20 protein-coding genes are annotated in these 22121 nt (G+C 48.8%); 14 read left to right on the forward strand and 6 right to left on the reverse strand.

Annotated features, from left to right (window positions below; genetic code table 11):
• Positions 1-4: 4 nt before the first annotated feature.
• The gene (locus tag HNR50_RS16325; protein ID WP_184747860.1) at positions 5-466 is read right to left on the reverse strand and encodes a hypothetical protein; all 462 of its coding nucleotides are present in this window, start codon (positions 464-466) and stop codon (positions 5-7) included.
• Positions 459-1370 carry a DNA-processing protein DprA gene (locus tag HNR50_RS16330; RefSeq protein ID WP_184747861.1) on the reverse strand — a complete coding sequence of 304 codons (912 nt, stop codon included), beginning with the start codon at positions 1368-1370 and terminating at the stop codon, positions 459-461. Before HNR50_RS16330 ends, HNR50_RS16325 begins: the two co-directional genes overlap by 8 nt.
• A 36-nt stretch (positions 1371-1406) precedes the next feature.
• On the opposite strand from HNR50_RS16330, the gene HNR50_RS16335 reads away from it, so the two are divergent.
• From HNR50_RS16335 to HNR50_RS16355, 5 genes are read left to right on the forward strand one after another with little or no spacing between them, the layout of a single operon-like run.
• Positions 1407-2465, forward strand: coding sequence for a tetratricopeptide repeat protein (locus HNR50_RS16335; RefSeq protein ID WP_184747862.1), 1059 nt, complete (start codon positions 1407-1409; stop codon positions 2463-2465).
• Complete coding sequence (locus HNR50_RS16340) at positions 2432-3742, forward strand: LysM peptidoglycan-binding domain-containing protein (protein ID WP_184747863.1); 1311 nt, start codon at positions 2432-2434, stop codon at positions 3740-3742. Before HNR50_RS16335 ends, HNR50_RS16340 begins: the two co-directional genes overlap by 34 nt.
• Before the next feature lie 2 nt (positions 3743-3744).
• Positions 3745-4599: a hypothetical protein gene (locus HNR50_RS16345; RefSeq protein WP_184747864.1), complete on the forward strand. Its 855-nt coding sequence runs from the start codon at positions 3745-3747 to the stop codon at positions 4597-4599.
• A gap of 49 nt (positions 4600-4648) precedes the next feature.
• Positions 4649-5968 (forward strand): SH3 domain-containing protein, encoded by a 1320-nt coding sequence (locus tag HNR50_RS16350; RefSeq protein ID WP_184747865.1) that lies wholly within the window; start codon positions 4649-4651, stop codon positions 5966-5968.
• Between the two features lie 4 nt (positions 5969-5972).
• Positions 5973-7919: an ABC-F family ATP-binding cassette domain-containing protein gene (locus tag HNR50_RS16355; protein WP_184747866.1), complete on the forward strand. Its 1947-nt coding sequence runs from the start codon at positions 5973-5975 to the stop codon at positions 7917-7919.
• Here HNR50_RS16355 and HNR50_RS16360 read toward each other — a convergent pair.
• Genes HNR50_RS16360 through HNR50_RS16370 form a run of 3 tightly spaced genes read right to left on the reverse strand, consistent with a single transcriptional unit; the run spans position 7910 to position 9643 of the window.
• Positions 7910-8794 carry a fructosamine kinase family protein gene (locus tag HNR50_RS16360; protein ID WP_184747867.1) on the reverse strand — a complete coding sequence of 295 codons (885 nt, stop codon included), beginning with the start codon at positions 8792-8794 and terminating at the stop codon, positions 7910-7912. The genes HNR50_RS16355 and HNR50_RS16360 overlap by 10 nt on opposite strands.
• Entirely contained in the window at positions 8794-9270 is a 477-nt protein-coding gene (locus HNR50_RS16365) for a low molecular weight protein-tyrosine-phosphatase (protein ID WP_184747868.1), read from the reverse strand. Before HNR50_RS16365 ends, HNR50_RS16360 begins: the two co-directional genes overlap by 1 nt.
• A gap of 19 nt (positions 9271-9289) precedes the next feature.
• A complete protein-coding gene (locus HNR50_RS16370; RefSeq protein WP_184747869.1) occupies positions 9290-9643 on the reverse strand; it encodes a hypothetical protein in 354 nt (117 codons plus the stop codon).
• A gap of 252 nt (positions 9644-9895) precedes the next feature.
• On the opposite strand from HNR50_RS16370, the gene HNR50_RS16375 reads away from it, so the two are divergent.
• The 4 genes from HNR50_RS16375 (at position 9896) to HNR50_RS16390 (ending at position 14836) form a co-directional block, all read left to right on the forward strand.
• Entirely contained in the window at positions 9896-11887 is a 1992-nt protein-coding gene (locus tag HNR50_RS16375; RefSeq protein WP_184747870.1) for a hypothetical protein, read from the forward strand.
• 103 nt (positions 11888-11990) lie between these two features.
• A complete protein-coding gene (locus HNR50_RS16380) occupies positions 11991-12629 on the forward strand; it encodes a rhomboid family intramembrane serine protease (protein WP_184747871.1) in 639 nt (212 codons plus the stop codon).
• A gap of 2 nt (positions 12630-12631) precedes the next feature.
• Positions 12632-12829, forward strand: coding sequence for a hypothetical protein (locus HNR50_RS16385; protein WP_184747872.1), 198 nt, complete (start codon positions 12632-12634; stop codon positions 12827-12829).
• Between the two features lie 150 nt (positions 12830-12979).
• Positions 12980-14836: a methyl-accepting chemotaxis protein gene (locus HNR50_RS16390; RefSeq protein WP_184747873.1), complete on the forward strand. Its 1857-nt coding sequence runs from the start codon at positions 12980-12982 to the stop codon at positions 14834-14836.
• Between the two features lie 178 nt (positions 14837-15014).
• Here HNR50_RS16390 and HNR50_RS16395 read toward each other — a convergent pair whose 3' ends face one another.
• Positions 15015-15194, reverse strand: a complete 180-nt coding sequence (locus tag HNR50_RS16395; protein WP_184747874.1) for a hypothetical protein — start codon at positions 15192-15194, stop codon at positions 15015-15017.
• Positions 15195-15298: 104 nt separating this feature from the next.
• Here HNR50_RS16395 and prfA point away from each other — a divergent pair, with 104 nt between their 5' ends.
• The 5 genes from prfA to HNR50_RS16420 are packed head-to-tail and all read left to right on the forward strand — an operon-like array spanning position 15299 to position 22120.
• Positions 15299-16366 carry a peptide chain release factor 1 gene (prfA, locus tag HNR50_RS16400; protein ID WP_184747875.1) on the forward strand — a complete coding sequence of 356 codons (1068 nt, stop codon included), beginning with the start codon at positions 15299-15301 and terminating at the stop codon, positions 16364-16366.
• Complete coding sequence (gene prmC / locus HNR50_RS16405) at positions 16363-17214, forward strand: peptide chain release factor N(5)-glutamine methyltransferase (RefSeq protein ID WP_184747876.1); 852 nt, start codon at positions 16363-16365, stop codon at positions 17212-17214. The genes prfA and prmC overlap by 4 nt, the downstream gene beginning before the upstream one ends.
• A complete protein-coding gene (locus HNR50_RS16410; protein ID WP_343060214.1) occupies positions 17207-19279 on the forward strand; it encodes a RelA/SpoT family protein in 2073 nt (690 codons plus the stop codon). Before prmC ends, HNR50_RS16410 begins: the two co-directional genes overlap by 8 nt.
• A gap of 4 nt (positions 19280-19283) precedes the next feature.
• Positions 19284-19787 (forward strand): tRNA (cytidine(34)-2'-O)-methyltransferase, encoded by a 504-nt coding sequence (locus HNR50_RS16415; RefSeq protein WP_221439915.1) that lies wholly within the window; start codon positions 19284-19286, stop codon positions 19785-19787.
• On the forward strand, positions 19778-22120 hold the full coding sequence (locus HNR50_RS16420) for an ATP-dependent DNA helicase (protein WP_184747878.1): 2343 nt from the start codon (positions 19778-19780) through the stop codon (positions 22118-22120). Before HNR50_RS16415 ends, HNR50_RS16420 begins: the two co-directional genes overlap by 10 nt.
• Position 22121 lies beyond the last annotated feature (1 nt).

The following is a 22121-nucleotide window of genomic DNA, read 5'->3' on the forward strand; positions in this document are numbered from 1 at the left end:
ACCCTTAGAAATCAGATCGGTATATATAGAGATCGTCAAGAGAATCACTGTCAAAATACAGTGACATCCGAATTGGCCAGGGAGAATCGCGCAGCTGAAAAGTCACATGATCATCGCCTGAGACAAGAGGTACAAGCTCCCTCTCCAGGAAACGGGAGAGGATCGAACGCCTCGATTCCCCTATTGTCAAATCATAGGGAAGGAGGGTTGCTCTTCTGTCATACCTGACCTGCCACACACGGTTTTTGAAGAGAAATAATGAAAACCCGCTTCCGTAGAAAAAAACAACGTTGTCTTCATCCTCTTCAACACCCCGCTGGGGCCGGATATCCAGGGGGACGGCCTGAGCCTGAAAAAGATTTTCAATTGTCAGTCCGAGAAAGGATTCTCCGTCGGAAGTATCAAATGCTGTAAGATTTGAAACAGAGAGAAGAGCAAAGAGAATCAACAGCAGCTTTTTATTCATGAGAGAATAGTAGCTGATCTGACATGGTCTGGCAATAAGCATCGGGCAGCCCGGATATAAGGCGGATGAACTCTTCGGGCGTATGAAAGGGAATCCCCGCTCCGCTATTGATAAGATGCCGGTTTCCCAGTTCCCCGCGGGAAAAATCTCCCGGATCATAGACGAACAGGGGCCGGTTCTGTTCCACGGCTGCCGCAGCCGTGTGCATGGCCCCGCCGGCCGGAGGCGAAGCCATGAGCACGACGAACTGAGAAAGTCCGCTCTGAAGCCTGTCCCTCCTGACAAAACGATAGGGAGCGGGGGGAACTCCCGGACCGTATTCAGACAGAAAAAGTCCTTTCTTTTCCATCATTTTTCTGTAGAGGAAGTCATTCTCCCGGGGATAGATATAATCCGGGCCAGCGGGCATAACCGCTATAGTGGGTCGAGTTCTCTTCAGAGCCGCCAGATGGGCTGCCGTATCGCACCCGGAAGCCAGTCCGCTTACAATGGTAAAGCCTCTGGAGACCAGAATCTCACCGATCAGCGCTGTCAGCTTCAGAATCCGTCGGCTTGCATTTCTGCTGCCGATCAAAGCGGCCGTCAAAGGTCCGGTCAGAACCGGAACGCTTCCTATGAGATAGAGAAGAGGCGGATAGTCTCCGATAGCCAGCAACCGCCGGGGGTAAAGGCTGTCCCGCCATGACAGAATGGTTATCCCCTTAGTGGAGGCAAGATCACTTTCCCGTTCTGCGAGACGCCGGGCCTTATCCATGACCCCGACATTAATATTCAAAAAAGGATAGAGACTGTTGATATGACAGGATAGACGACCTCCCCTGTATGTTTCGATAATCTTTTTGGTCCGTTCCCCTCCGACAGAAGGTATATTGATTAAAATCTGCGCTAATTCTCTGGTATTCAAAGCTGACTCCATGATAAGATCACCGGAGAAAAAGCTATGATGATTCAATTATTCCGGAACAGACTATTTTTATTTTTTACGCTGGCGGCACCTCTTTTTTTCAGTTGCACACCTGGAGAATTCAGCATCTATCTGGGTACGGGAAAAGACAAAGAACTGGTGCGCCTTTTCTCGCTGATCGAAGAAGTCGATCACCAGAATCCCTATCATCAGGAACAGCACTTTATAATCGTCAACCGGATCATTTCGGAATATCGCTCCATGGACGAGCTGGAAAAGATGAATCTTTTTCTCATCGATTATATGGGCGACCACCCGAATGACCCGTACACGGCTTTTTATCTTCTCAATATAGCTCAGAACTACAGCGGCAGAGATGCCCGGAAAGTTGCGGAAACTTATTTTCGCAGGATTCTGGTAAACTATCCCGATTTGAGAATCGGCGGCCGGTCCATACATCAGGTGGTTCTGGAAGAGCTGGCTTTTCACTCTGACGATTACGAGGAAAGGGTTCGCTCTTTCAACGAATTACTCAACCGCTTTCCCGCCGAAGTCGACAGGGGACAGATATACTACTATCTGGGAAAAAGTTACGAGAAGCTGGGCTTCTGGGACGAAGCATTCGCGGCTTATGAAGATTTTCTCGAATCTCCCGAAACGGAAATCGCCGGAGATCCCCAGGCCCGGATCAGATTGACAAACCTGCTTCGTTTTCAGCGCTCCGATAAATCCTGGACGAGAGATAACCTGATGGACCTCCTGGCCAGTATCCGCTGGGCGGTTTACAACAAAAAAGCCGAGACTCTCCGCCGCTATCAGTCGGAAAAGTTCTTTACCATGAGCTGGAGTCAGGATGAGACGGACCTTTTCACCCATACAAATATCGATATCCCTTCATTTTTCAACCGGAACGTGCAGGTCCGGAGCGTTTTGGACCCCATGTCCAATGAAAAAGAAGCCTTTGTGCGATCCTGGGGATGGTCCTACCGTATCCCCACCTGGTATTTATATTTCAAGAAAATCGACTATCCGGCCGATCCGGAAATAAACGGGAGATGGGAATGGGCTGGCATTTACTTCGGCGATACTTTCTGATTCTGACAGCGGCCGCGCTTCCTCTTTTCAGCCACGAGCTGCCTCATGAAACAAGGCAGACCGTATCTTTCCTCGCCCTTGATGGGGAAAACAGCGAAGAGCCCCTGCCGGTCAGACGGGATTTGAGAAGCGAACGCATTTTCTCCTACCCTTTTGATTTCAATGAAACAATCGAAAAATTCATAGAAGAATACAGCACTCCCGAGAGACTGGCCTACCTGCAGCGGTCCCTCGACCGGGCGGCACCTTTCCGCAACCATATTGAAGAGACTATAAAAGAGAAAGGTCTGCCGACCGAACTGGTTTATCTACCCCTTGTGGAATCGGCTTACCGCGTCGATGCCGTATCCCGTTCCGGAGCGACGGGCCTTTGGCAGTTCATGCTCAACAGTATCGAGCCCTATGATATAACAGTGGACCAGTGGCGCGACGACAGACGGGATTTCTGGCGCTCCACCGAAGCCGCTCTGGAAAAACTCATCTACAATTACGATAAAACCGGAAACTGGGATCTGGCCCTGGCCGCCTACAATTGCGGCCTGAACGGTCTGCGCCGGACTATGGCATCAACCGGAATTGAAGATTACTGGGAACTCGCAGGCAAACAGCTTCTGCCTGCCGAGACAAACCGCTATCTCCCGAAATTCATAGCCATTTCCACAATCTGCTCATACGGAGGACGATACGGCCTCGACACAGGCTGGGAAGAACGGCTGGAATGGGAGAAGATAGAACTGGACCGTTCTGTGGATCTGCGGCTTCTGGCTGCCGAAACGGGAATGGACTACGGGACTCTTCGACTGGGCAACGCCGAACTGCTTTATGATGTCACACCTCCGGCCGATTCGGGATATGCATTGAAGATACCGGCGTCCCATGCCGATTCATTGAATAGAGTACTGGAAACTTCCGATGAAGCCTTTATGGAGTTTTACCGCTATTCAATAAGAACAGGAGATACGCTTTCGGAAATATCCGGGCATTACAAAGTTCCCCTGTCTCTTATCTACCGGTACAACAGGAATCTGTCACCCCGTTTCCTCAGAGCCGGTCAGACAGTGATTATTCCGGCTCTGGCTGACGTCCCTCCCTATGGTTCGCAAAAGGGGGATGAAGTTGATTTTACGGGAACTTATGTGGTGAGAGAAGGCGATTCGCTGTGGTCCATATCGGGGAGATTCGAAACGACTCCCGAGCTGCTCGCATCGAGAAACAGACTGCCGGTAAACGGCATACTCAACATCGGAATGAAACTGATGGTTCCCCTAACGGAGTGAGAATGAACAGATTAGCTATTACATCAGCCCTCATGTTTTTCCTGGCCTCCCTATCCGGTCTGTTTGCGCAGGACGTATCGGTTACGGCGGAAAAACTCATAGACTGGGAGGAAGGCATAGTCACCATTGATATTACAGCTTCGACAGAGACTGCCTGGACAGCTCTTTCCAGCCGTTACGATATGGATAAACTCATTTCCAAAAGGGCTCCTGTTCTCACCGCGGAGATCATCGCCGATATCCCCGTCAGCTCTCTCGACACAATCGGTTCGGCCATTCTGAAAAATACGTCGCTCTATGGCGATCTTCTCAAATTACCCGATTTGGTGGGCAAGACTTTCAGCACAGCCGCCGAAGACCGGAAATCCCTTACGGTGCGGTACGACATTCCGGTTTTTCCCTATATAGCCTCTTTGTTTATCGAGCGCAGCGAAGCGGATCAGGTTAAACGGGACCTGCGGTATTATCCGACTGAGGATTTTACAGGAATTCTGATATACGCGGCCGAAGAGATGCCTCTATCGGGAACAAACCGCAGCAGCGCGCTCAATCCCTCTATCTTTCCCCGGCTTTTCGATGAGGACCTTAACCTGATTCTGGATATGTCGAAAATGGAACCGGACTACCTGCGCCGTTGGGGAACCGCCGGATTTTCCTACGACAGAGACAGAACTTTCTACGGCGACAGAGTGGGCGCTTTTCCCCTGAGAACCATGGCAACAGGATATTTCGGAATGAACAGCACCGATATCATTCTTCCGGAACGGGCGGTCCGCCAGATCCTGAGCAGTGACCGCAACAGGCAGCTTCTTGCCGAGGGACGGGTACTGATTATCTGCAGCCGGCCCGAATCATAAGGGAAACAGGTTGCCTCCTTTCTCTAATAACGCTAAAATCGGTAGTATTATGTCGAAAAGAATAGTTTACGCGGCTACAGTGCTGCTCATATTAATGACCCTTACATCATGCAATAGAAAAATCGGTTCCGGAGTTGTGCTCTGGACACCCGATGAAACAGTTCTGGAGAACGGAACGGTCGTAAACATATACGAAGAGTCCAAAATCCGCCACACTTATTTCGTAGCTCGTCCCGGAGAAAAGGAGACGACGGAAATCGACACCTGGAGAATTGAGTTCTTCGAAGGGCTGAAGGAGGCGGAAGAATATGCCGAAGCCTATAAACCCTATATCAATACCTACACCTATACAGAGCGTTCCGGCGGTCTTGTTGTCAGAGATGAGCCGGTTGTCAAACAGAACAACCGCGTTTACAAACTCCGCCAGGGACAGGAAATAAAAGTCATAGGGCGAAGCGAAGAACCCGTCCCGGTCGGAAACCTCAATGACTACTGGTATCACATACTCACAGGAGACGGTGTAGCCGGATACGCTTACGGGGCCACGCTAGTCGTATACAGCATGAACGATACGGGAATGGTCATTGAAAACGCCAACGACACGACAGACACGCTTCTCGAGACTTTTCTCAACGGTGTCTGGCGCCCCACCTACTACAACGACATGATCACGAAAAACGTTATCGATCTGACCCGGTTCAAAGAATCTTTCGCCTTGAAAGTGGACCCGGAGAAAAAAGAGATAACCCTGCGCCTGCAGGACAGAAATATCACGGAGAAGTACACCGACATTACAAAATTCGGAGCCAAGCGTTACGACTTCGAAGGCACATCCTTTCGGGTGACTCTCGTCTCCGATTCGGTGGCATCTGTTTTCTACAAGCACGACGGCAAGGATGTCAACGAAGCGTTTGTCCGGCTCAGCGAAAACGTGAATGAAATTGTTTCGGCGGAACTGGAGCGGAGAAAGGCTCTGCTTACGGAACTGATGGAAAAAGGCGAACGTTTCACAAGTGCCAATTACGGGTCGGTCAACATCATCGACGATACAGGGCGGTTTATCTGGAATAATATTGAAGAGCTGATAAACCGGAATATCATTTCCTCCCAATCGGAACCCCAGGGGCGCATCGAATTCAGCCGGTTCCCCGATACACTGATAAAAAACACCTATAAAGGTGTCATAACCTTCAGTTTCCGCAATGGATCTGAAGCGAATTTCCTCTATTCCTATACGGAAAAAGGCGTTTCCTTCATCTACGTTCCCGACCGGTATATCAAAAACCGGATTGTCACGACCGACCAGTTTTTCGATCCCGTACTCATCTATTTCGAATTCGAGAAACCGGCGGAAGAAGAGGAATCGTAAGCCCATGGCTTTTGTACAACTCGACAATATCTCACTGGCTTTCGGCGACAGGGATATCCTGAAAAATGTCAATTTCATGATATCCACCGGGAGCCGGATCGCCCTGTCCGGAGCCAACGGTTCGGGCAAGACGACTCTTATGAAAATTATCTCCGGCGAATCGGAATGTGACGGCGGAAAGGTGATCGCATCGAGAGAGTCGAGAATTGCCTATCTTCCCCAGTCGGGAATTGAACACAAGGGCTCGACTCTGAAAGCCGAGGCGGAAAAAGCCTTCAGCTGGATCGGGTCCATGCTGGAGGACGTCGACCGGCTGGGAAAAGAACTGCAGGAGCACAAAACGGGGAAAAGAGCCGAGAATCTCCTTCACCGCCACCACGAGCTGCAGGAACAGATTCTGGAAAGCGGTTACTACGGTCGGGAAGAGCAGATAACACGGATCCTTCAGGGACTGGGTTTTTCCATGGAAGATATGGACAGGGAGTGTTCCCAGTTCTCCGGGGGCTGGCAGATGCGCATAGCCCTGGCCAAGGAACTGTTAAAGAATCCCGACATTCTCCTCCTGGACGAACCGACCAACTACCTCGACCTGGAAGCGAGGGAATGGCTCCGCGATTTTCTCGGCACTTTTAAAGGGGGAATCCTGATTGTTTCCCACGACCGCTTTTTTCTCGATGCCGTTGTGAACGAAGTGGCCGAACTCTTTCTGGGTGATTTGAAAATCTACAAAGGCAACTACAGCTCCTACGAGAAGAAGAGAAAAGAAGAACTGAAAACTCTCGTCGAGCTCTATAAAAAACAACAGGAAGAGATAGCCCGGAACGAAGATTTTATAAGGCGCTTCCGCTATCAGGCGACAAAGGCTTCAGCCGTCCAGTCGAGAGTGAATATGCTCGAGAGGATGGAGAGGATAGAAATCCCGGAAAACCTGAAAAAGATACACTTCTCCTTTCCCGCGCCGCCCCATTCGGGCAAAAAGATGCTGACTCTCGAAGGAATTCGGAAATCCTACGGAGACCGGGAGGTTCTCAAAGGGATAGACCACCTTATACAGAAGGGCGATAAACTGGTTATTACAGGTCTCAACGGAGCGGGGAAATCAACCCTTCTGAGAATCCTCTCCGGGACCGATACCGATTTTGAGGGAACTCTGACGCCGGGAACCGATGTGAAAATCGGATATTTCTCCCAGGACCAGGAAGAAGTTCTCGACAAGAGCAATACCGTTCTGGAAGAGCTGGAATCCGATGCGCCCACGGAGATGATCCCCAACCTGAGGGGAATGCTCGGTGCTTTTCTCTTTTCCGGTGATGATATCTTCAAAAGCGTTTCCGTCCTGAGCGGAGGGGAAAAGAACCGTCTGGCCCTGCTTAAACTTCTTCTGAGGCCGGTCAACCTTCTCATTCTCGATGAGCCGACAAACCATTTGGACATTCATTCGAAAGATGTGCTGCTCGATGCCCTGAAAAGCTACAGCGGTACGGTTATCTTCGTTTCCCACGATCGCTACTTTATTGAAGAGCTGGCGGAGAACGTTCTGGAATTGACATCGGAAGGACACAGGCTGTACCAGGGAAATTACGAATACTATCTATGGAAAAAGGCCAACGAAGGAACCGATGAAATCGACGCTCCGGCCAGCGGTAGAGAAGCCGATGAGGACACTCCCGTACAATCGGCCAAACTCTCCCGGGAAGAGGACAAGAAACTCAAAGCACAAATCCGCCGGCTGAAGCGGGAGGAAGAGGAACTGCTGGGTCGACTGGCCGAATTGGAAGAGGAGCACACCGAACTGAGCGCCTCACTCGCCACGCCGGAAATCTATTCCGACGGGGAAAAGGCAAAAGAAGTCAGCGATGCCATGAAAGCCAACGAGGAAGAGCAGGAAAAAATCAGCCGGCAATGGGAAACCGTTGAAGAACAGCTTTCGGAACTCGATACTCAGGAATAACGGGAAATAATAGACCGAACCGATCCGCTGTAAGAGGAACCGAAGAGATTCAGATGATTGAGCATATGGTAGAGATTGTAGAGATCTCTTCTTTCCCCGTAGCCGGGAACCAGGGGGAATTCTTCTTCGTAAGCCCGGTAGAATTCCCGGTTATAGCCTCCGAATAACTCCGTCATTGCCAGATCCGCTTCCCGATGACCATAATAAACCGCGGGATCGATTAAAACGGCCTCCCCTCTGTCATCCACCATAAAATTCCCCGACCACAAATCGCCGTGAAGCAGCGAAGGATAATCCGGTTCGGGGAGAAGATCGCCGATGCGCCGGCAGATAGACAGGACGCCGCGGCTCATTGAGCTGTCGGCCAGGCGGGAGGAACGGGCCAGTTCAATCTGGAACATCAGCCTCTTTTCCGCAAAGAAATCAGTCCACCGGCTCATTCTGTCATTGATCTGGGGAGTGGAACCGATAAAGTTATCGCTATCGTAACCGAAGCTCTCTCCTTTCCCCTGTCTGTGCATTTGAGCCAGGGCCCGTCCGAAGCGCCCCCAGAAACCGGATCCCTTCGATCCGCTCATTACATATTCCAACAGAAGAAAAGAGGAAGCCTTTTCTCTTCCCAGAGCCAGAGGCGCGGGTACTTTCAGGGGAAAGGCATCATTCAGAGATTGCAGCCCTCTGGCCTCCTCGCGGAACATCGATGAGGGAGCCCGGTCATTTTCCTTTAGAAAGAGGACTTTACCGCTCTTCAGGATTATTTTCGAAACGGAATTGATACAGCCGCCTCCACCACCGGGAGCGCGGCCTGCAAGCTTATCGCCGGGGAATAGATCTTCCACAGCGGCGGAAAGAGAGGGATACTCCCCGACAGGCATCAGAGCTCTCCTGACTCCATCAGATCGAGAATATGATCGCAGGTTCTCTGGACGATAGTAAAAACATTTTCGAACCCTTCCTGACCGCCGTAATAGGGATCGGGAACATCTCCCGGACCTTCGGGATCGTAATCCCGGAACATCCTGATCCGGGCCAGCAGACCTTCATTGGCCGTCAGCCGTTTCAGATTATTGAAATTATTGTGATCCATGGCAAAAATGTAATCGTAGTCTTCCAGATCGTAGCGGAAAATCTGTCGCGCGCGGTGTTTGATTTTCACACCATGGTCCAGAGCTGTTTTCTTCATACGGCTGTCCGATGGCTCGCCGACATGATAGGCACAGGTTCCCGAAGACTGAATTTCGTATTGATCAGTCAACCCTCTTTGATTAACGATTTCCTGAAAAACAGCATGGGCCAGGGGGGATCGGCATATATTTCCCAGACAGACGAACATAACACGTTTTACACTCATATTTTCAGTAGTATCATGATTAATAAATACTGTCGAGACATGTATTTTTTAAAATATTCAGATTATCACCTATGATGCAGAAGTCCTCCCAGCTGAGCGGCTGGGAATGATCGCGCGAACAGAACCAGATCGTATAAATGAGTTTTATAGTATTTAGATAATCACGAAATGATTTGCCATTATCGCGGATCCACTGCGAAACAGCTTCGGTATCGCGGTCATCTGATGCCAGGCTTTCCAGCCACTGGCGAATTTCCTCCATCTGAATGTGATTATCCAGGTTGATACAGGAACAGGAGTTTTCGTTCAACTGATTTATGTATTTCTGCACGAGCAGGAATGTCTTTTTGTTTTTTTCCAGTACGGTAAACATAAAAAACCTCTCTTTTTCACCATCGACAGAAAATTAAGCGGTGATAAGACCAAATCTCTTATGTCCTGACAAAGCCTTTTTCTTTCCTGTTTAACTGGCCGCATTGAGCGGTTTATTCTTCACATAACTGATAAAAGACCTATCCCGGGTCATTGCCGGCCAGTACAGGCGATCGAAGCAACCAGTCGGGGGCTTGTCGATAATTAAACGATAAACTATTATCATATTTCATTTTAAAAGTGGAGTCTTTTCTTGGAATCATTGAGAATCATTCTTTTTCTGTTTATCACTGTCCTGTCCCTCTATAATCTGATCACTTATTTATATAAAAAAAATAAATTGAATAAAGCGGCTGAAATCTCTCTGAAGGAGATGCAGCCCGTCAGGGAAATCAGTTCTGAAGAAAGCATTGCACTAAAGAATCTTTACGGAAAGGAAATCAGTCCCGGATCTCCTGTATTTGAGATTAGCGGACCGTACAGCGCTTCGGTCATCAGGACAAACGGAAGTTCTGTTACTACACACTTTATCGGAAATTTCGAAGTTACCGCCGATGGCGAACTTGCAAAGAATTTTCAGGAGGAGAATACAGGGGAAATCGTTTTCCATAAGAAAAAGCGGGCCGCTTATATCCTGAAATTGAACGGGATTTACAATTGTCTGAAAGAATCGGAGTTGAAATCCTTTCTTAAAAGCGGCACGGAAACAGATTCGCCTCTTTCCGGCAGTATGGAAACTGATGAAGGCAGTATCCGTTTCGGAAACAGAGAACTGACTGTTGAGGAAAAAACATATCTTAACAGAGATATGAGAATCCTCCCCTCTCTTGGTGCTTTCCTGTCTCTCCTGGCTTTGATCTTCATTCCTTCGATAATAGCAGCCCTCCCGGGTTCCCTCATGCTCCTGTTTTCCTTAATCTTATTATTCAGCCCGCGCGCTCCCTTTTCTTCCCGATTATTCGGGAAAAAGCTCATGACCCTGAAAGGCATGGTGGAAAATCAGGGAACAGACAATTACCCCCGGTATTATATGGGAAGATTCGAACTCATTTTCCCCTCCTGGTGGAAGAGTTCCGTACAGCCGGGGAAGATAGCAAGCGTGGAAGCCTATCCGATGGATAAGGGTTTACACCACCTGAAAGTCCTCTCTCTGGATTCGATTACTTCCATTCAGAGGGACAGCATGAGCCGATCCTTTGCCAGCTACTCGCGATTTTACCTCCTGTCGGTTCTCATCTTAATTGACATAATCCTTTTTCTCACTGCAGGAGACGGAGTGGATAAAATCGAAAATCTTTACAGATACTACGCAACTTCCGGACTACAAAAGGAATTTGATTCATTCGAAGAGATTGCCTCATATGATTTTTCAACAGGTCAGGAAGTGGAGTTTACCAATGTAAAGACCTTTCCCGCCAGTCGATACGGTGAAGACGGATCGATATGGATAAATGGAAAAAGGCTTGCCGGCGCGCAGGAGGAAATCGTCCTCGATCTCCAAATGGTTGAAAGCAGGCTCGGGGAACTGATCTCATTTCAGAAAACCTCGGAAATGATCAATCTTTCAGCATTCCGGGCGAACAGCAATGAGGAGTATTACAATTTCCTCTTAATGTATCTAACCATTGCTGAAAATAGAAGTTTTGCTGATTTTGAAGATGTTTTTCACGATAATGAGGAATTTTCCTTTTTACAAAGAATGGTGGATTACTTTTTTCATGATGTCGAAGCATCGCCGGACCCGGAGATGGAAGCTCTTTCAGCAGAAGATATAACCGGCGCAATCGACAGTTTTCTCACAAGAGAACAGGCTATTCTCAACGACTTGACAGGAAGAGCCATGAAAAAAGCCGAACCGGATGTAGAGAGCTTCACTCTGAATCTATTTAATTTTGATTCGGTTGATTTCAATCTCAGACCGCAGGATCTCATGGTATTCTCAAAATCCAATGATTATTTTTCCAATAATGACATACAATACTATGATACTGTACCTGCCGTGGCGAAGCTGAGCCAGCTTAAAGCCTATTACGAAAACAACAACAGACCGGTTGCAGTCAGCGGCATAGTGGAAAGTTTCAACCGGTCGGATGACACTGGCTCATTCCTGGATATATACCCGGAGAGAAACTACTCCGACATGAGCCGGGAACACATCGCAGCCGGAACAGGACTCATTCTGCTTTTGCTCTTTCTTGCAAGTTTCATGATGATAGTCACCGGAATAATGAAAAGAAGGGGATAGAAATCAGAAGAAAACATCACTTTTCGCAATGGACTGAAATTATGAGGCGATAATACCTAATCTGCGGGGTATCATAAGCCGAAATAATAATTGAGGTTATTCCATGAAACTGAAATACAATGCGCCGGTGACTCTCACCTTCGCCCTTATATGCACAGCCGTCGTGGCGGCAGACCAATATCTCGTGCCGGGACTGATCGACGGGTTATTCACCGCCGAGGGGTCGACAACCTTCCGCTACGATAACATTCCGGCTTACACCAGAGTTTTCAGCTACACCTTCGGACATATCGGCTGGGATCATCTGCTCAGCAACCTGACACTGATCCTGCTTCTGGGACCGATTCTCGAAGAGCGGTTCGGATCGAGAAGCCTCGTATTCATGATGTTTATCACCTCGGTCATCAACGGCCTTATCAACGCCTTTTTCTTTCCCACCGAACTGGTCGGCTCCAGCGGTCTGGTATTTATGATGATCGTCCTTTCCTCCTTCACCAATATCCGGAAAGGGGAAATCCCCCTTACCTTTCTGGTTATAATATCGCTTTATATGGCGCGGGAAATTTTCGCCGCCTTCAAGTACGACGATATATCACAGATCTCCCATATCATCGGCGGGACTTGCGGCTCCTTCTTCGGACTTTTCCGCCAGGTTCTCAAGGACCATCAGAGCAAAGCCGCTGCCAAAGCCCCCCAGCCGGGAGGCGGAACGGCGAGCACGCAGCAGACCATAGTCATGTAGCTGTGGAAGATAAAAAATGCGCCTTGTGCGGCGCTGTTATTGATAGGTACGATGAATTTCTCCATCATTTCGATCTGGGCGATGGGCTGGAAAAAGAGATCTGCTCAAAATGCTCAGACAGGATACTGAAGCACCAGCAGGAAGTCTTTGCCAAACTGTTTCCCACGAAGGCTGCTAAAAAAAGATATAACAGATCCTGATAAGACTCATATGGTTTCCGCATATCGATTGACTTGATTCAGCCATCTTTCCTGAAGCCCGATACAGGCAGAAGAGGATATTCTATACTTTCCCCGATTTGTCAATTATACTAAAGTTTATAAATAAAAATATCAGGATAAATTGTAATAATGAAAAAAGTATGGTTTAAGATTGCACTTTCCATGATTTTTGTCGGCATAATTATGACGGCAGCTATGGGCTATATATCTTTATATACGACAAGCAGCATAGCAGAAGAGGGAATATCCACTCTGGATAAAGTAATGCGGGAAGGCTTTGACAGAAGTATTCGCTGGGAGGTGGAGACATCCATATCCATGGTCGACTCCTTGAAGGAACTGGAGAGACAGGGAATCCTGTCTGCCGCACAGGCCGATATTGTAGCAGAACACATAATCAGAGAGGCTCGTTACGGCAAAGACGGGTATTTCTGGGTCGACTCGTCAGATGGGACAAATATCATCCTGCTTGGCAAAGATTCGGAAGGACAAAACCGGTATGATCTACAGGATGTAAAAGGCAACTATCTTATCCGCGATATCATCGCCAACTCGAAAAAAACCGATGGTGGCTTTACTGATTACTGGTTTCCCAAAGCCGGTTCCGACATCCCTCTTCCCAAAAGGGGATACTCTCTCTTCTACCCCGACCGAGACTGGGTTTTCGGAACAGGCAATTACACAGATGATATTGATCTTCAGATCCAGGCTTTTACGGAGAATCTGAACAGCAGATTGTTGAAGATCAGATCATTTACGTCCCTATTTATCGGTTTGCTCTTTCTGCTCATATCCGCAGCTTCCATAGCAGGGGGAAAAGCTCTCTCCAGATCTATCGACATTACTTCCGCAGCACTGGAAGAGATCTCAGACGGAGGAGGAGATCTGACACGGGAACTGGAAGTCAAATCAAAGGATGAAGTGGGCAAACTGGCTTCTTCTTTCAATCGGTTCAGCCAGAAACTGCGGAATATAATAGGCAAGATCCGCGGTTCCATCGATTCGACCAGAAAAAGCAGTGACGAGCTTCTGGCCACATCGACGGAAACCTCCTCTTCGTTGACGGAAATCAGCGCCAATTCCTCTTCCATAGAGCGGCAGGTGGAACAGCTCAACGGCAGAGTCGATGAAGCCGCCGGTGCGATCATGCAAATAAGCAGAAATATCCAGGATCTGGACTTTCAGGTGGAAAACCAGTCATCCGCTGTCGAGCAATCGACTGCAGCTGTTGTAGAGATGGTTTCATCCATCGAAAGCGTTGCCAGGAAAGCGGAAGAGAAAATTGATTCGGTCCACAAAATGATGGAATTCACCGTTCACGGCAGACAGGAGATGGAAGAGACAATTGCCGGGGTGATCGGGTTAACCAAAAACATTGATGATATTTTCGCCATAACCGGAATGATTAATGATATAGCCAGCCAGACGAATCTTCTTTCCATGAATGCGTCCATCGAAGCTGCCCATGCCGGCGATGCAGGTCGCGGATTCGGTGTTGTCGCAGAAGAGATCAGAAAGCTGGCGGAATCTGCTGCTTCATACGCCGAATCCATAAATGCCACTCTTCAAAAAAACAGCGATGCAATGAAGGATTTGAAGCAATCGGTCGACTCCACCATGGCAGTCTTCGCTAATGTTGAGGAAACAGTTACAGATACGGAAGAGGCCTTTTCAGAGATAACAGGGGCCATGAAAGAACTGGCTGCCGGTGCGGAGGAAATCAACAGTTCTGTTGCTGCTATGCGGGATATATCTATTGAGGTTCGTGAGAGTTCAGGACGTATGAGCTCCAGCATCAGGAAAGTAGAAAACACTTCAGTAGAACTTAAGGACATCTCCCTTTTCGTTGTTAATGCGGTAAAGGAGATCAATATCGGTATAGGGCAGATAAATGAAGCCATGTTAGGTTTAAATGCGTCGGTTAACAGCATAAATGATGAGATTCATGAAATCAGCGATCAGATAGGGGTTTTCAAAATTGACTGAAAAGCAGGGGGTAGTCATTAGCCCCCTGCGTTATACAATTGGCATCACTATTATTTATTGTTAAAGCAAAATACAAACAGCCCTATGCTGGTGCTTCAGTCGAGGTATGGAATTATATAGGGAAAAGTAAAACCTGATTATTCTATCGCTGCAAGAAGAATGCAGAGTTTCATATCATCTACCCGACCAACTCGGCATCGGCGTCTTTTTTAAGCGCCACGAACTCCGGACAATGACCGCTGGTATCCAGATTGGCACCCAGAATGATGCAGTACTCTATCACCGTTTTCAAAGAGTCATCATCCTCTACGAAGTATTTACACTTCCTGCACTGAGTAAAATCGCGATCTTCTGCCATATGTGTCCAAATTAACACAATATATGGGAAAAACAATACTCTTTTTTAGAAATTGTTTTTTTTTGGCATTTCTGCTATAAATGTACTCCTTAAAGGAGTATGAAATGCTGGATAAAATGGAAAAACTGCACCACCGCTATAGCGAAGTGGAAAAAATGATATCCGACCCCGCTGTCATCAGCGATCAGAAACGCTATAAAGAGCTGATGATGGAGTACTCCAACCTCAAAGATATCGATGATGCCTATCTGGAATATAAGAAGATGATAGAAGAGCTGGCCGATGCCAGGGAAATGATCGCCGAAGAGTCCGATCCGGAGATGAAGGAGATGGCTAAAGAGGAGATCAAGGAACTGGAGAGTTCGGTTGAATCCATGGAGGCCAGGATCAAACTTCTCCTCGTCCCCAAAGATCCGCTCGACGGCAAAAACATCATTATGGAAATCCGCGCAGGAACCGGCGGGGATGAGGCGGCACTTTTTGCGGCGGACCTCTACCGTATGTACAGCCGTTATTCCGAATCCAAGGGATGGAAAATCGAAGTGATGAGCTCCAGCGAGATCGAGCTGGGCGGCTTCAAGGAAATAGTCTTCTCCATTAACGGAAAGGGCGTATACGGCGATCTCCGCTATGAGAGCGGCGGACACAGGGTACAGAGAATCCCCATTACCGAATCGGGCGGAAGAATTCAGACCTCCGCGGCCACAGTAGCAGTTTTGCCGGAAGCTGAAGAAACCGATATTGAAATAAAGAATGAAGATCTGAAAATCGATGTGTTCCGGTCCTCCGGTCCGGGCGGCCAGAGTGTAAACACGACGGACTCCGCTGTGAGGATTACCCACCTTCCTACGGGACTGGTCGTCTCCCAGCAGGATGAGAAGTCTCAGATAAAAAACAAAGCGAAAGCTCTCCGGGTGCTCCGTTCCAGACTTCTGGAGATGGAGGAGCAGAAAAAGAATGCCGAAAGGGCTGCCGACAGAAAGAGCCAGGTCGGTTCCGGTGACCGATCCGAGAGAATCAGGACATACAACTTCCCACAGGGGCGCTGTACCGACCACAGGATAAACCTGACTCTCTACAAACTGGATACAATTATGCAGGGGAACATCGGAGAGATCATCGATGCCCTGAAGATGAGCGCTCAGGAAGAAGCGCTGCAAAAGGGTGAATGACAGTACGTGAAGTTCTGAATGAGGGCTCCGGCAGACTGAGTGAAGCGGCTATCGATACGGCCCGTCTCGACAGCTCGCTGATTCTATGCCACTGCCTGAATATAACGAGAGAGAAACTCTTTGCATCCCTTCCGGACGATGTTCCCGATGAGGCTCTGAAGATGTTCGGAAAACTCATAGAAATGCGTCTGGATCATCATCCTGTCGCTTATCTGACGGGAACCAAGGAGTTTTTCGGCCTACCTTTTCATGTGGAAGAGGGTGTTCTCTGCCCCCGCCCCGATACGGAACTGCTGGTGGAGACAGTTCTCTCCCTGACGGAAAAGGATAAAGCGCTGAAAGATGTACTCGATATGTGTACGGGAACCGGTTGTATTGCGGTTTCACTGAAAAATTCGGACAGTTCTCTGAATGTCAGCGCTTCCGATATTTCTCCTGTGGCTGAAAAGGTTTTTTCCATAAATAACTGTACATTGGCCGACGGGAGTATTAACTTTACAAAAAGCTCTCTTTTTGAAAAAATCGAGGGGACTTTTGATATAATTGTCACCAATCCTCCCTATCTCACCACCGGCGAGACGGAAGAGAGGATGGAAGAAGGCTGGAAGGAGCCCGCCCTCGCCCTCGACGGCGGGAACGACGGTCTCGATCTGATACGGATAATAATCGGGGAGGCACCCGATTACCTCAATGAGGGGGGATACTTGCTTATTGAAGCGCATCCCGCCCAGATGGAAAGCATGAAGGTCTGTATGGAGAGCGAAGGATTCAGAGATATCGCCGTACTGAAAGATCTGCCCGGACTGGACAGAGTCATCTGCGGTAGAAAAGGACCGGTTAATGTCTGAAAGTAAACTGGTCACAGTCGACGATATCGACAGAGAGATTCAGATTCTCAGAGATAAAGTCTCCTATATGACGACGGAGCAGCAGGACGAAGTGGTCCGCGCCGCCCGCTGGTCGGAAAGGCAGCATGTGGGACAGAAACGCCGCAGCGGCGAACCCTATATCATCCACCCTATCCGCGTCGCCGAAATTCTCGCCGGTCTTTATATGGACCACCATACGATTCAGGCGGGCCTGCTGCACGATGTTCTGGAAGATACGCAGATCACCCGTCCCGAATTGAGAGAGATTTTCGGTCCCGAAGTGGAAAAGCTTGTCAACGGCGTTACGAAAATCAATATCGTCAATGCCAAGAACCGCAATGTTCAGGAATCGGAAACCATCAGAAAGATGTTTTTTGCCATGGTGAAGGATATCCGGGTCATCCTCATAAAGCTGGCGGACAAGCGTCACAATATGAGCACGCTCCAGTACATGCCGGAAGACAAACAGAAGCGCATAGCCAGAGAGTGTTTGGACATATACGCTCCCATCGCGGGGAAGCTCGGTATCTATTCGCTCAAGTCCGAGCTGGAGGATCTGAGCCTCAAGTTCACATCCCCCGATGTTTATTATCAGATTAAAGAGTTCATAGATCACAAAAAGGAAGCCCGTTCCGATTTTCTCAAACATATTGAAGAAGACATCTACCGGGAAGCTTCAAAACAGAAAATACAGATAAAGGTTCAAACCAGAGCCAAACATTTCTATTCCATCTACCGCAAGATGAAGACCAAGGGAAAAGATCTCAGCGAGATATACGATTTCCTCGGAATCAGGATTCTCTGCAACGATCAGGTGGAATGTTATACTCTGCTCGGTATTGTTCATCAGCTCTGGACTCCCCTTGCGGGACGTTTCAAAGATTATATTGCCATGCCCAAAGAGAATCATTACAAGAGCCTCCACACGTCCGTTATGGGTTATGGCGGCAAGCCGCTGGAAATTCAGATCCGAACTTACGATATGAACAAGACGGCCGAATACGGAATCGCCGCGCACTGGCTCTACAAAGAGGGCAAAACGGTTGAATCGGGCAAACCTTCGGATATAAATTTCGTCAATCAGCTCAAAAACTGGAACGAGCAGAAGCTGGATTCCGGAGAGTTCATGAACTCTATTAAAAAGGAGCTTCTGGAAGACTCCATTTATGTCTTTACGCCTAAGGGCGACAGCATCGAACTGCCCAAGGGATCCACGGCCATTGACTTTGCCTATCGCATCCACACCGATGTGGGACATCACTGCATGGGAGCCAAAGCGGACGGTGCCATCATCCCCCTGACCAAGCCTCTGAGAAGCACCCAGACTATATCCGTCATGACCAGCCCTTCAGCCCATCCCCACGTAAACTGGCTGCGTTATGTCAAAACCTATAAAGCCCGGTCCAAAATCCGGCACTGGCTCAATAAAAACGAATCCGGCGTCTTTATCGATAGAAATATCGTGGCCCATAAAAAGGAAGCTCATCATCCGCCGCCTTCTAAGGAACCGGAAGAGACGAAAAAAGAGGGAGAAGAGTACACCCATATTTTTCAGAACAAGGTTCTGGACAAAACCAAAGTCGGCATCACCATAGACAACGAACGAAATCTTATGATCCACCTGGCCCAGTGCTGCAACCCCACAACGGGAGATGATATTATCGGTTTCGTTTCAAGGGGCCGGGGCATCATCGTTCACAAATCGAACTGCTCGAATCTGAAAAACATCAAGGAATTCGATGAGCGGAAAGTTTATGTGGAATGGGAAACCGTCTCCACCAAATTCACCCAGCGCTTCCGGATCCATTCCAAATACCGGAACGACCTTTTCTCGGAAATTGAAGGGGCCATCAGAAAAAACCGGGGCCATCTTATTTCCGGCTCCCTCGATGAAACAGAGCGGGGAGACCTCCTGGGGTTCTTCACGGTTGAACTGGAGCGGATGGAGGACGAGAAAAAAGTGGCCAAGAGTATCCGATCCATCCCCGCTGTTATGAATGTACAGAAAGTACAGAGCCTGCAGAACAGACCCCTTCCGGAGTAAAGCTTTGAATCTCAATATTGTTCTCCACGAACCGGAAATTCCCCAGAATACTGGAAACATCGCCCGGACCTGCAGCGCCACCGGCGCGTCTCTTCATCTGATCCGGCCTCTGGGCTTCTCGGTGGATGAAAAATCGGTCCGCCGCGCCGGACTCGATTACTGGCACCTGCTCGATATCCATTATTACGACGATCTGGAGGATTTTTTCGGAAAAAATCCTGAAGGTCTTCATGTTTTTGCCACAACCAAAGCGGAAAAGACCTACGACGAGCCCCTCTACACCTCCCATGAATCTGTCTATCTGATCTTCGGAAAGGAATCGAAGGGATTGCCGGAGGAACTGCTTGTCAAACACAGAGCGAACTGCGTCAGAATCCCCATGATCGGCGAAGCGCGGTCTCTCAATCTCTCCAATTCAGTCGCCATCATGGCTTATGAAGTGATGCGGCAATGCGGGTTTGATTTTCTGCAGAAAGAAGGAAAACTCCACAGGCTCTCATGGGACTGACCGATCCGAGGCATATATCGGTAAGAGAGCTGATCGCTGCCGTTCACCTCTCGGGAGACCTGGTCACCGAATCATGGTCCAACCGCCGGGCTGTCGAGGGAACGAAAGGACACAAAATCGTCCAGGAATCGAGAGGTGATGACTACCAGAAAGAGGTAAAAGTCTCCGGTGAGTTCAAGTCGGAAGAACTTGTGCTGATCGTCGACGGCAGGATGGACGGCCTGCTGCCCGCCTCGGATCTGCGGGAACGTCCGCTGATCGAAGAGATAAAAACCGTCACGGAGAGCTTTCCTCCCTCCTGGGAAGAAACGCCCGAAGAACACCGGCTTCAACTCCTCTCTTATGCCTGGCTTTACTGCAGGGAAGAGGACCTGGATAAAACCGATATACAGCTGACCTATTATCATATGACAACAGGTGAGGAAAAAAGCTTCTCACGAACCGTCACCCCCGATGATGCCGCCCCCTTCATCATGGAACTGACATCATCCTACCTTTTTCTCTGGAGTCGTTCGGTCGAACGGAACAGAGACAGGAATGAATCCATTCGCGGAGCTGATTTTCCCTACGGCGATTTCCGCGGTCCCCAGAGAGAGATGTCGGTAGCCGTTTATAGAACCCTGCGTGAAAAGGGAAAACTGATGGTCGAGGCGCCAACGGGAACGGGTAAAACTATGGGAGCTCTGTTTCCCGCCTTCAAGGCCCTGGGAGAAAATCTGGGAGACAGAATCTTCTATGCCACGGCCCGGACTCCCGGGCGGCTGGCAGCGGAGGAAGCGTTTTCGGATCTTCTCGGCACGGGAATGAAATGCCGGGCCGTATCGCTCACGGCCAAACAGAAAATATGCTTCAATCCCGGCAGGAAGTGCGCACCCGATGAATGCAGCTGGGCGGAGAACTACTACGGTAAATTATCAGAAGTACTGGAAAGCCTGGAGGAATCCACTCTGTTCAATAGAGAAAAAGTGGAGGAACTGGCGGTCGAACACCATATGTGTCCTTTCGAACTTTCTCTGGATATCTCTCTTGTCTCGGATCTGCTCATCTGCGATTACAACTACATTTTCGACCCGCTTGTAAAACTCAAGCGCTATTTCCAGTTCGGCAGAGGGGAAGATTATTTCCTTCTGACCGATGAAGCACACAACCTTCCCGACAGGAGCCGGGATATGTTCAGCGCCTCGATAAATAAAAAAGCCATACTGGAAGTTAAGCGGGAAGTGAAGGAGAGCCACCCGGTTCTGGCCAGGCGGCTTGAAAAGATTAACAAAATCCTTCTTGAAGAAATGAAAAATCTGAAAGAGGAAAACAGGAAATGGGATGAACGGGACAAAATACCCGAGGCCCTGCGCAAAGCTGTCGGCTTATTCCTGGAGGAAGCGGACAGTACAGATGCAGGACAGACTGTTCTTGATCTGACTTTTGAAATGAGGCGTTTCTACCGGATCAGCGAACTGGCGGGGGAACAGCACACCGTTCTGATAAGACGAAAAGGTCAAAGCTGTTTGACTCTTTCCCTTCTCAATATGGACCCTGCCCCTCTGCTGGAGAAAGCGTTCAAACAGTTCCGGAGTTCCGTCCTTTTTTCAGCGACCCTTATTCCCTCACAATACTTCTGCCGGACACTCTTCGGAGAACAGGAGATCGCTTTTCTGTCCCTTCCCTCCCCTTTTCCCGAGGAGAACTGTTCGATCTGTATCCGCACCGATATTGAAACGCGATACAATAAGAGAGAAGAATCCCTGCCCGCTCTTTGCAGCGCCATAGAGAGGGCCTTTTCCGTCAGAGAGGGCAATTACATTGTTTTCTTTCCCTCCTATTCTTATATGGAGCAGGCCGTGGAGTTTTTCCGGAATCATTATCCCGAAAGGGACATTCACCTTCAGGAAAGCGGGATGACCGAAGAGGACAGATCATCCTACCTGGACCGTTTTTCCCGGGACGGCGCAGACAGTCTGCTGGCTTTCGCCGTTATGGGAGGCATATTCGGCGAGGGGATCGATCTGAAAGGGGAAAAGCTGATAGGTGTGATGATAGTCGGACCGGGGCTGCCGGGAATTTCAGTTGAAAGAGATCTCTATAAAAAATATTATGAAGCGAACGGTGAGAGAGGTTTCGATTACGCTTACCGGCTGCCCGGCTTCAATAAAGTTCTCCAGGCGGCGGGAAGGGTGATAAGAAGCGAAAAGGACAGAGGACTGATTCTTCTGATCGACAGCCGATACGGATGGAACGAAACGAGAAAACTCTATCCCCCCTATTGGAGCCGAATACAGTACTGCCGGAATGAAGAGCAGATGAATAATACAATAGTGAATTTCTGGAGAGGATGAA

Source organism: Spirochaeta isovalerica, assembly GCF_014207565.1.
Lineage (GTDB): Bacteria > Spirochaetota > Spirochaetia > DSM-2461 > DSM-2461 > Spirochaeta_F > Spirochaeta_F isovalerica.

What these genes read in the sequence shown, in the direction of transcription:
- HNR50_RS16325 (WP_184747860.1), bottom strand. Translation starts at nt 466, where the DNA reads ATGAATAAAAAGCTGCTGTTGATTCTCTTTGCTCTTCTCTCTGTTTCA.
- HNR50_RS16335 (WP_184747862.1), top strand. Translation starts at nt 1,407, where the DNA reads ATGATGATTCAATTATTCCGGAACAGACTATTTTTATTTTTTACGCTG.
- HNR50_RS16340 (WP_184747863.1), top strand. Translation starts at nt 2,432, where the DNA reads ATGGGCTGGCATTTACTTCGGCGATACTTTCTGATTCTGACAGCGGCC.
- HNR50_RS16345 (WP_184747864.1), top strand. Translation starts at nt 3,745, where the DNA reads ATGAACAGATTAGCTATTACATCAGCCCTCATGTTTTTCCTGGCCTCC.
- HNR50_RS16350 (WP_184747865.1), top strand. Translation starts at nt 4,649, where the DNA reads ATGTCGAAAAGAATAGTTTACGCGGCTACAGTGCTGCTCATATTAATG.
- HNR50_RS16355 (WP_184747866.1), top strand. Translation starts at nt 5,973, where the DNA reads ATGGCTTTTGTACAACTCGACAATATCTCACTGGCTTTCGGCGACAGG.
- HNR50_RS16360 (WP_184747867.1), bottom strand. Translation starts at nt 8,794, where the DNA reads ATGCCTGTCGGGGAGTATCCCTCTCTTTCCGCCGCTGTGGAAGATCTA.
- HNR50_RS16365 (WP_184747868.1), bottom strand. Translation starts at nt 9,270, where the DNA reads ATGAGTGTAAAACGTGTTATGTTCGTCTGTCTGGGAAATATATGCCGA.
- HNR50_RS16370 (WP_184747869.1), bottom strand. Translation starts at nt 9,643, where the DNA reads ATGTTTACCGTACTGGAAAAAAACAAAAAGACATTCCTGCTCGTGCAG.
- HNR50_RS16380 (WP_184747871.1), top strand. Translation starts at nt 11,991, where the DNA reads ATGAAACTGAAATACAATGCGCCGGTGACTCTCACCTTCGCCCTTATA.
- HNR50_RS16390 (WP_184747873.1), top strand. Translation starts at nt 12,980, where the DNA reads ATGAAAAAAGTATGGTTTAAGATTGCACTTTCCATGATTTTTGTCGGC.
- HNR50_RS16395 (WP_184747874.1), bottom strand. Translation starts at nt 15,194, where the DNA reads ATGGCAGAAGATCGCGATTTTACTCAGTGCAGGAAGTGTAAATACTTC.
- prfA (WP_184747875.1), top strand. Translation starts at nt 15,299, where the DNA reads ATGCTGGATAAAATGGAAAAACTGCACCACCGCTATAGCGAAGTGGAA.
- prmC (WP_184747876.1), top strand. Translation starts at nt 16,363, where the DNA reads ATGACAGTACGTGAAGTTCTGAATGAGGGCTCCGGCAGACTGAGTGAA.
- HNR50_RS16410 (WP_343060214.1), top strand. Translation starts at nt 17,207, where the DNA reads ATGTCTGAAAGTAAACTGGTCACAGTCGACGATATCGACAGAGAGATT.
- HNR50_RS16420 (WP_184747878.1), top strand. Translation starts at nt 19,778, where the DNA reads ATGGGACTGACCGATCCGAGGCATATATCGGTAAGAGAGCTGATCGCT.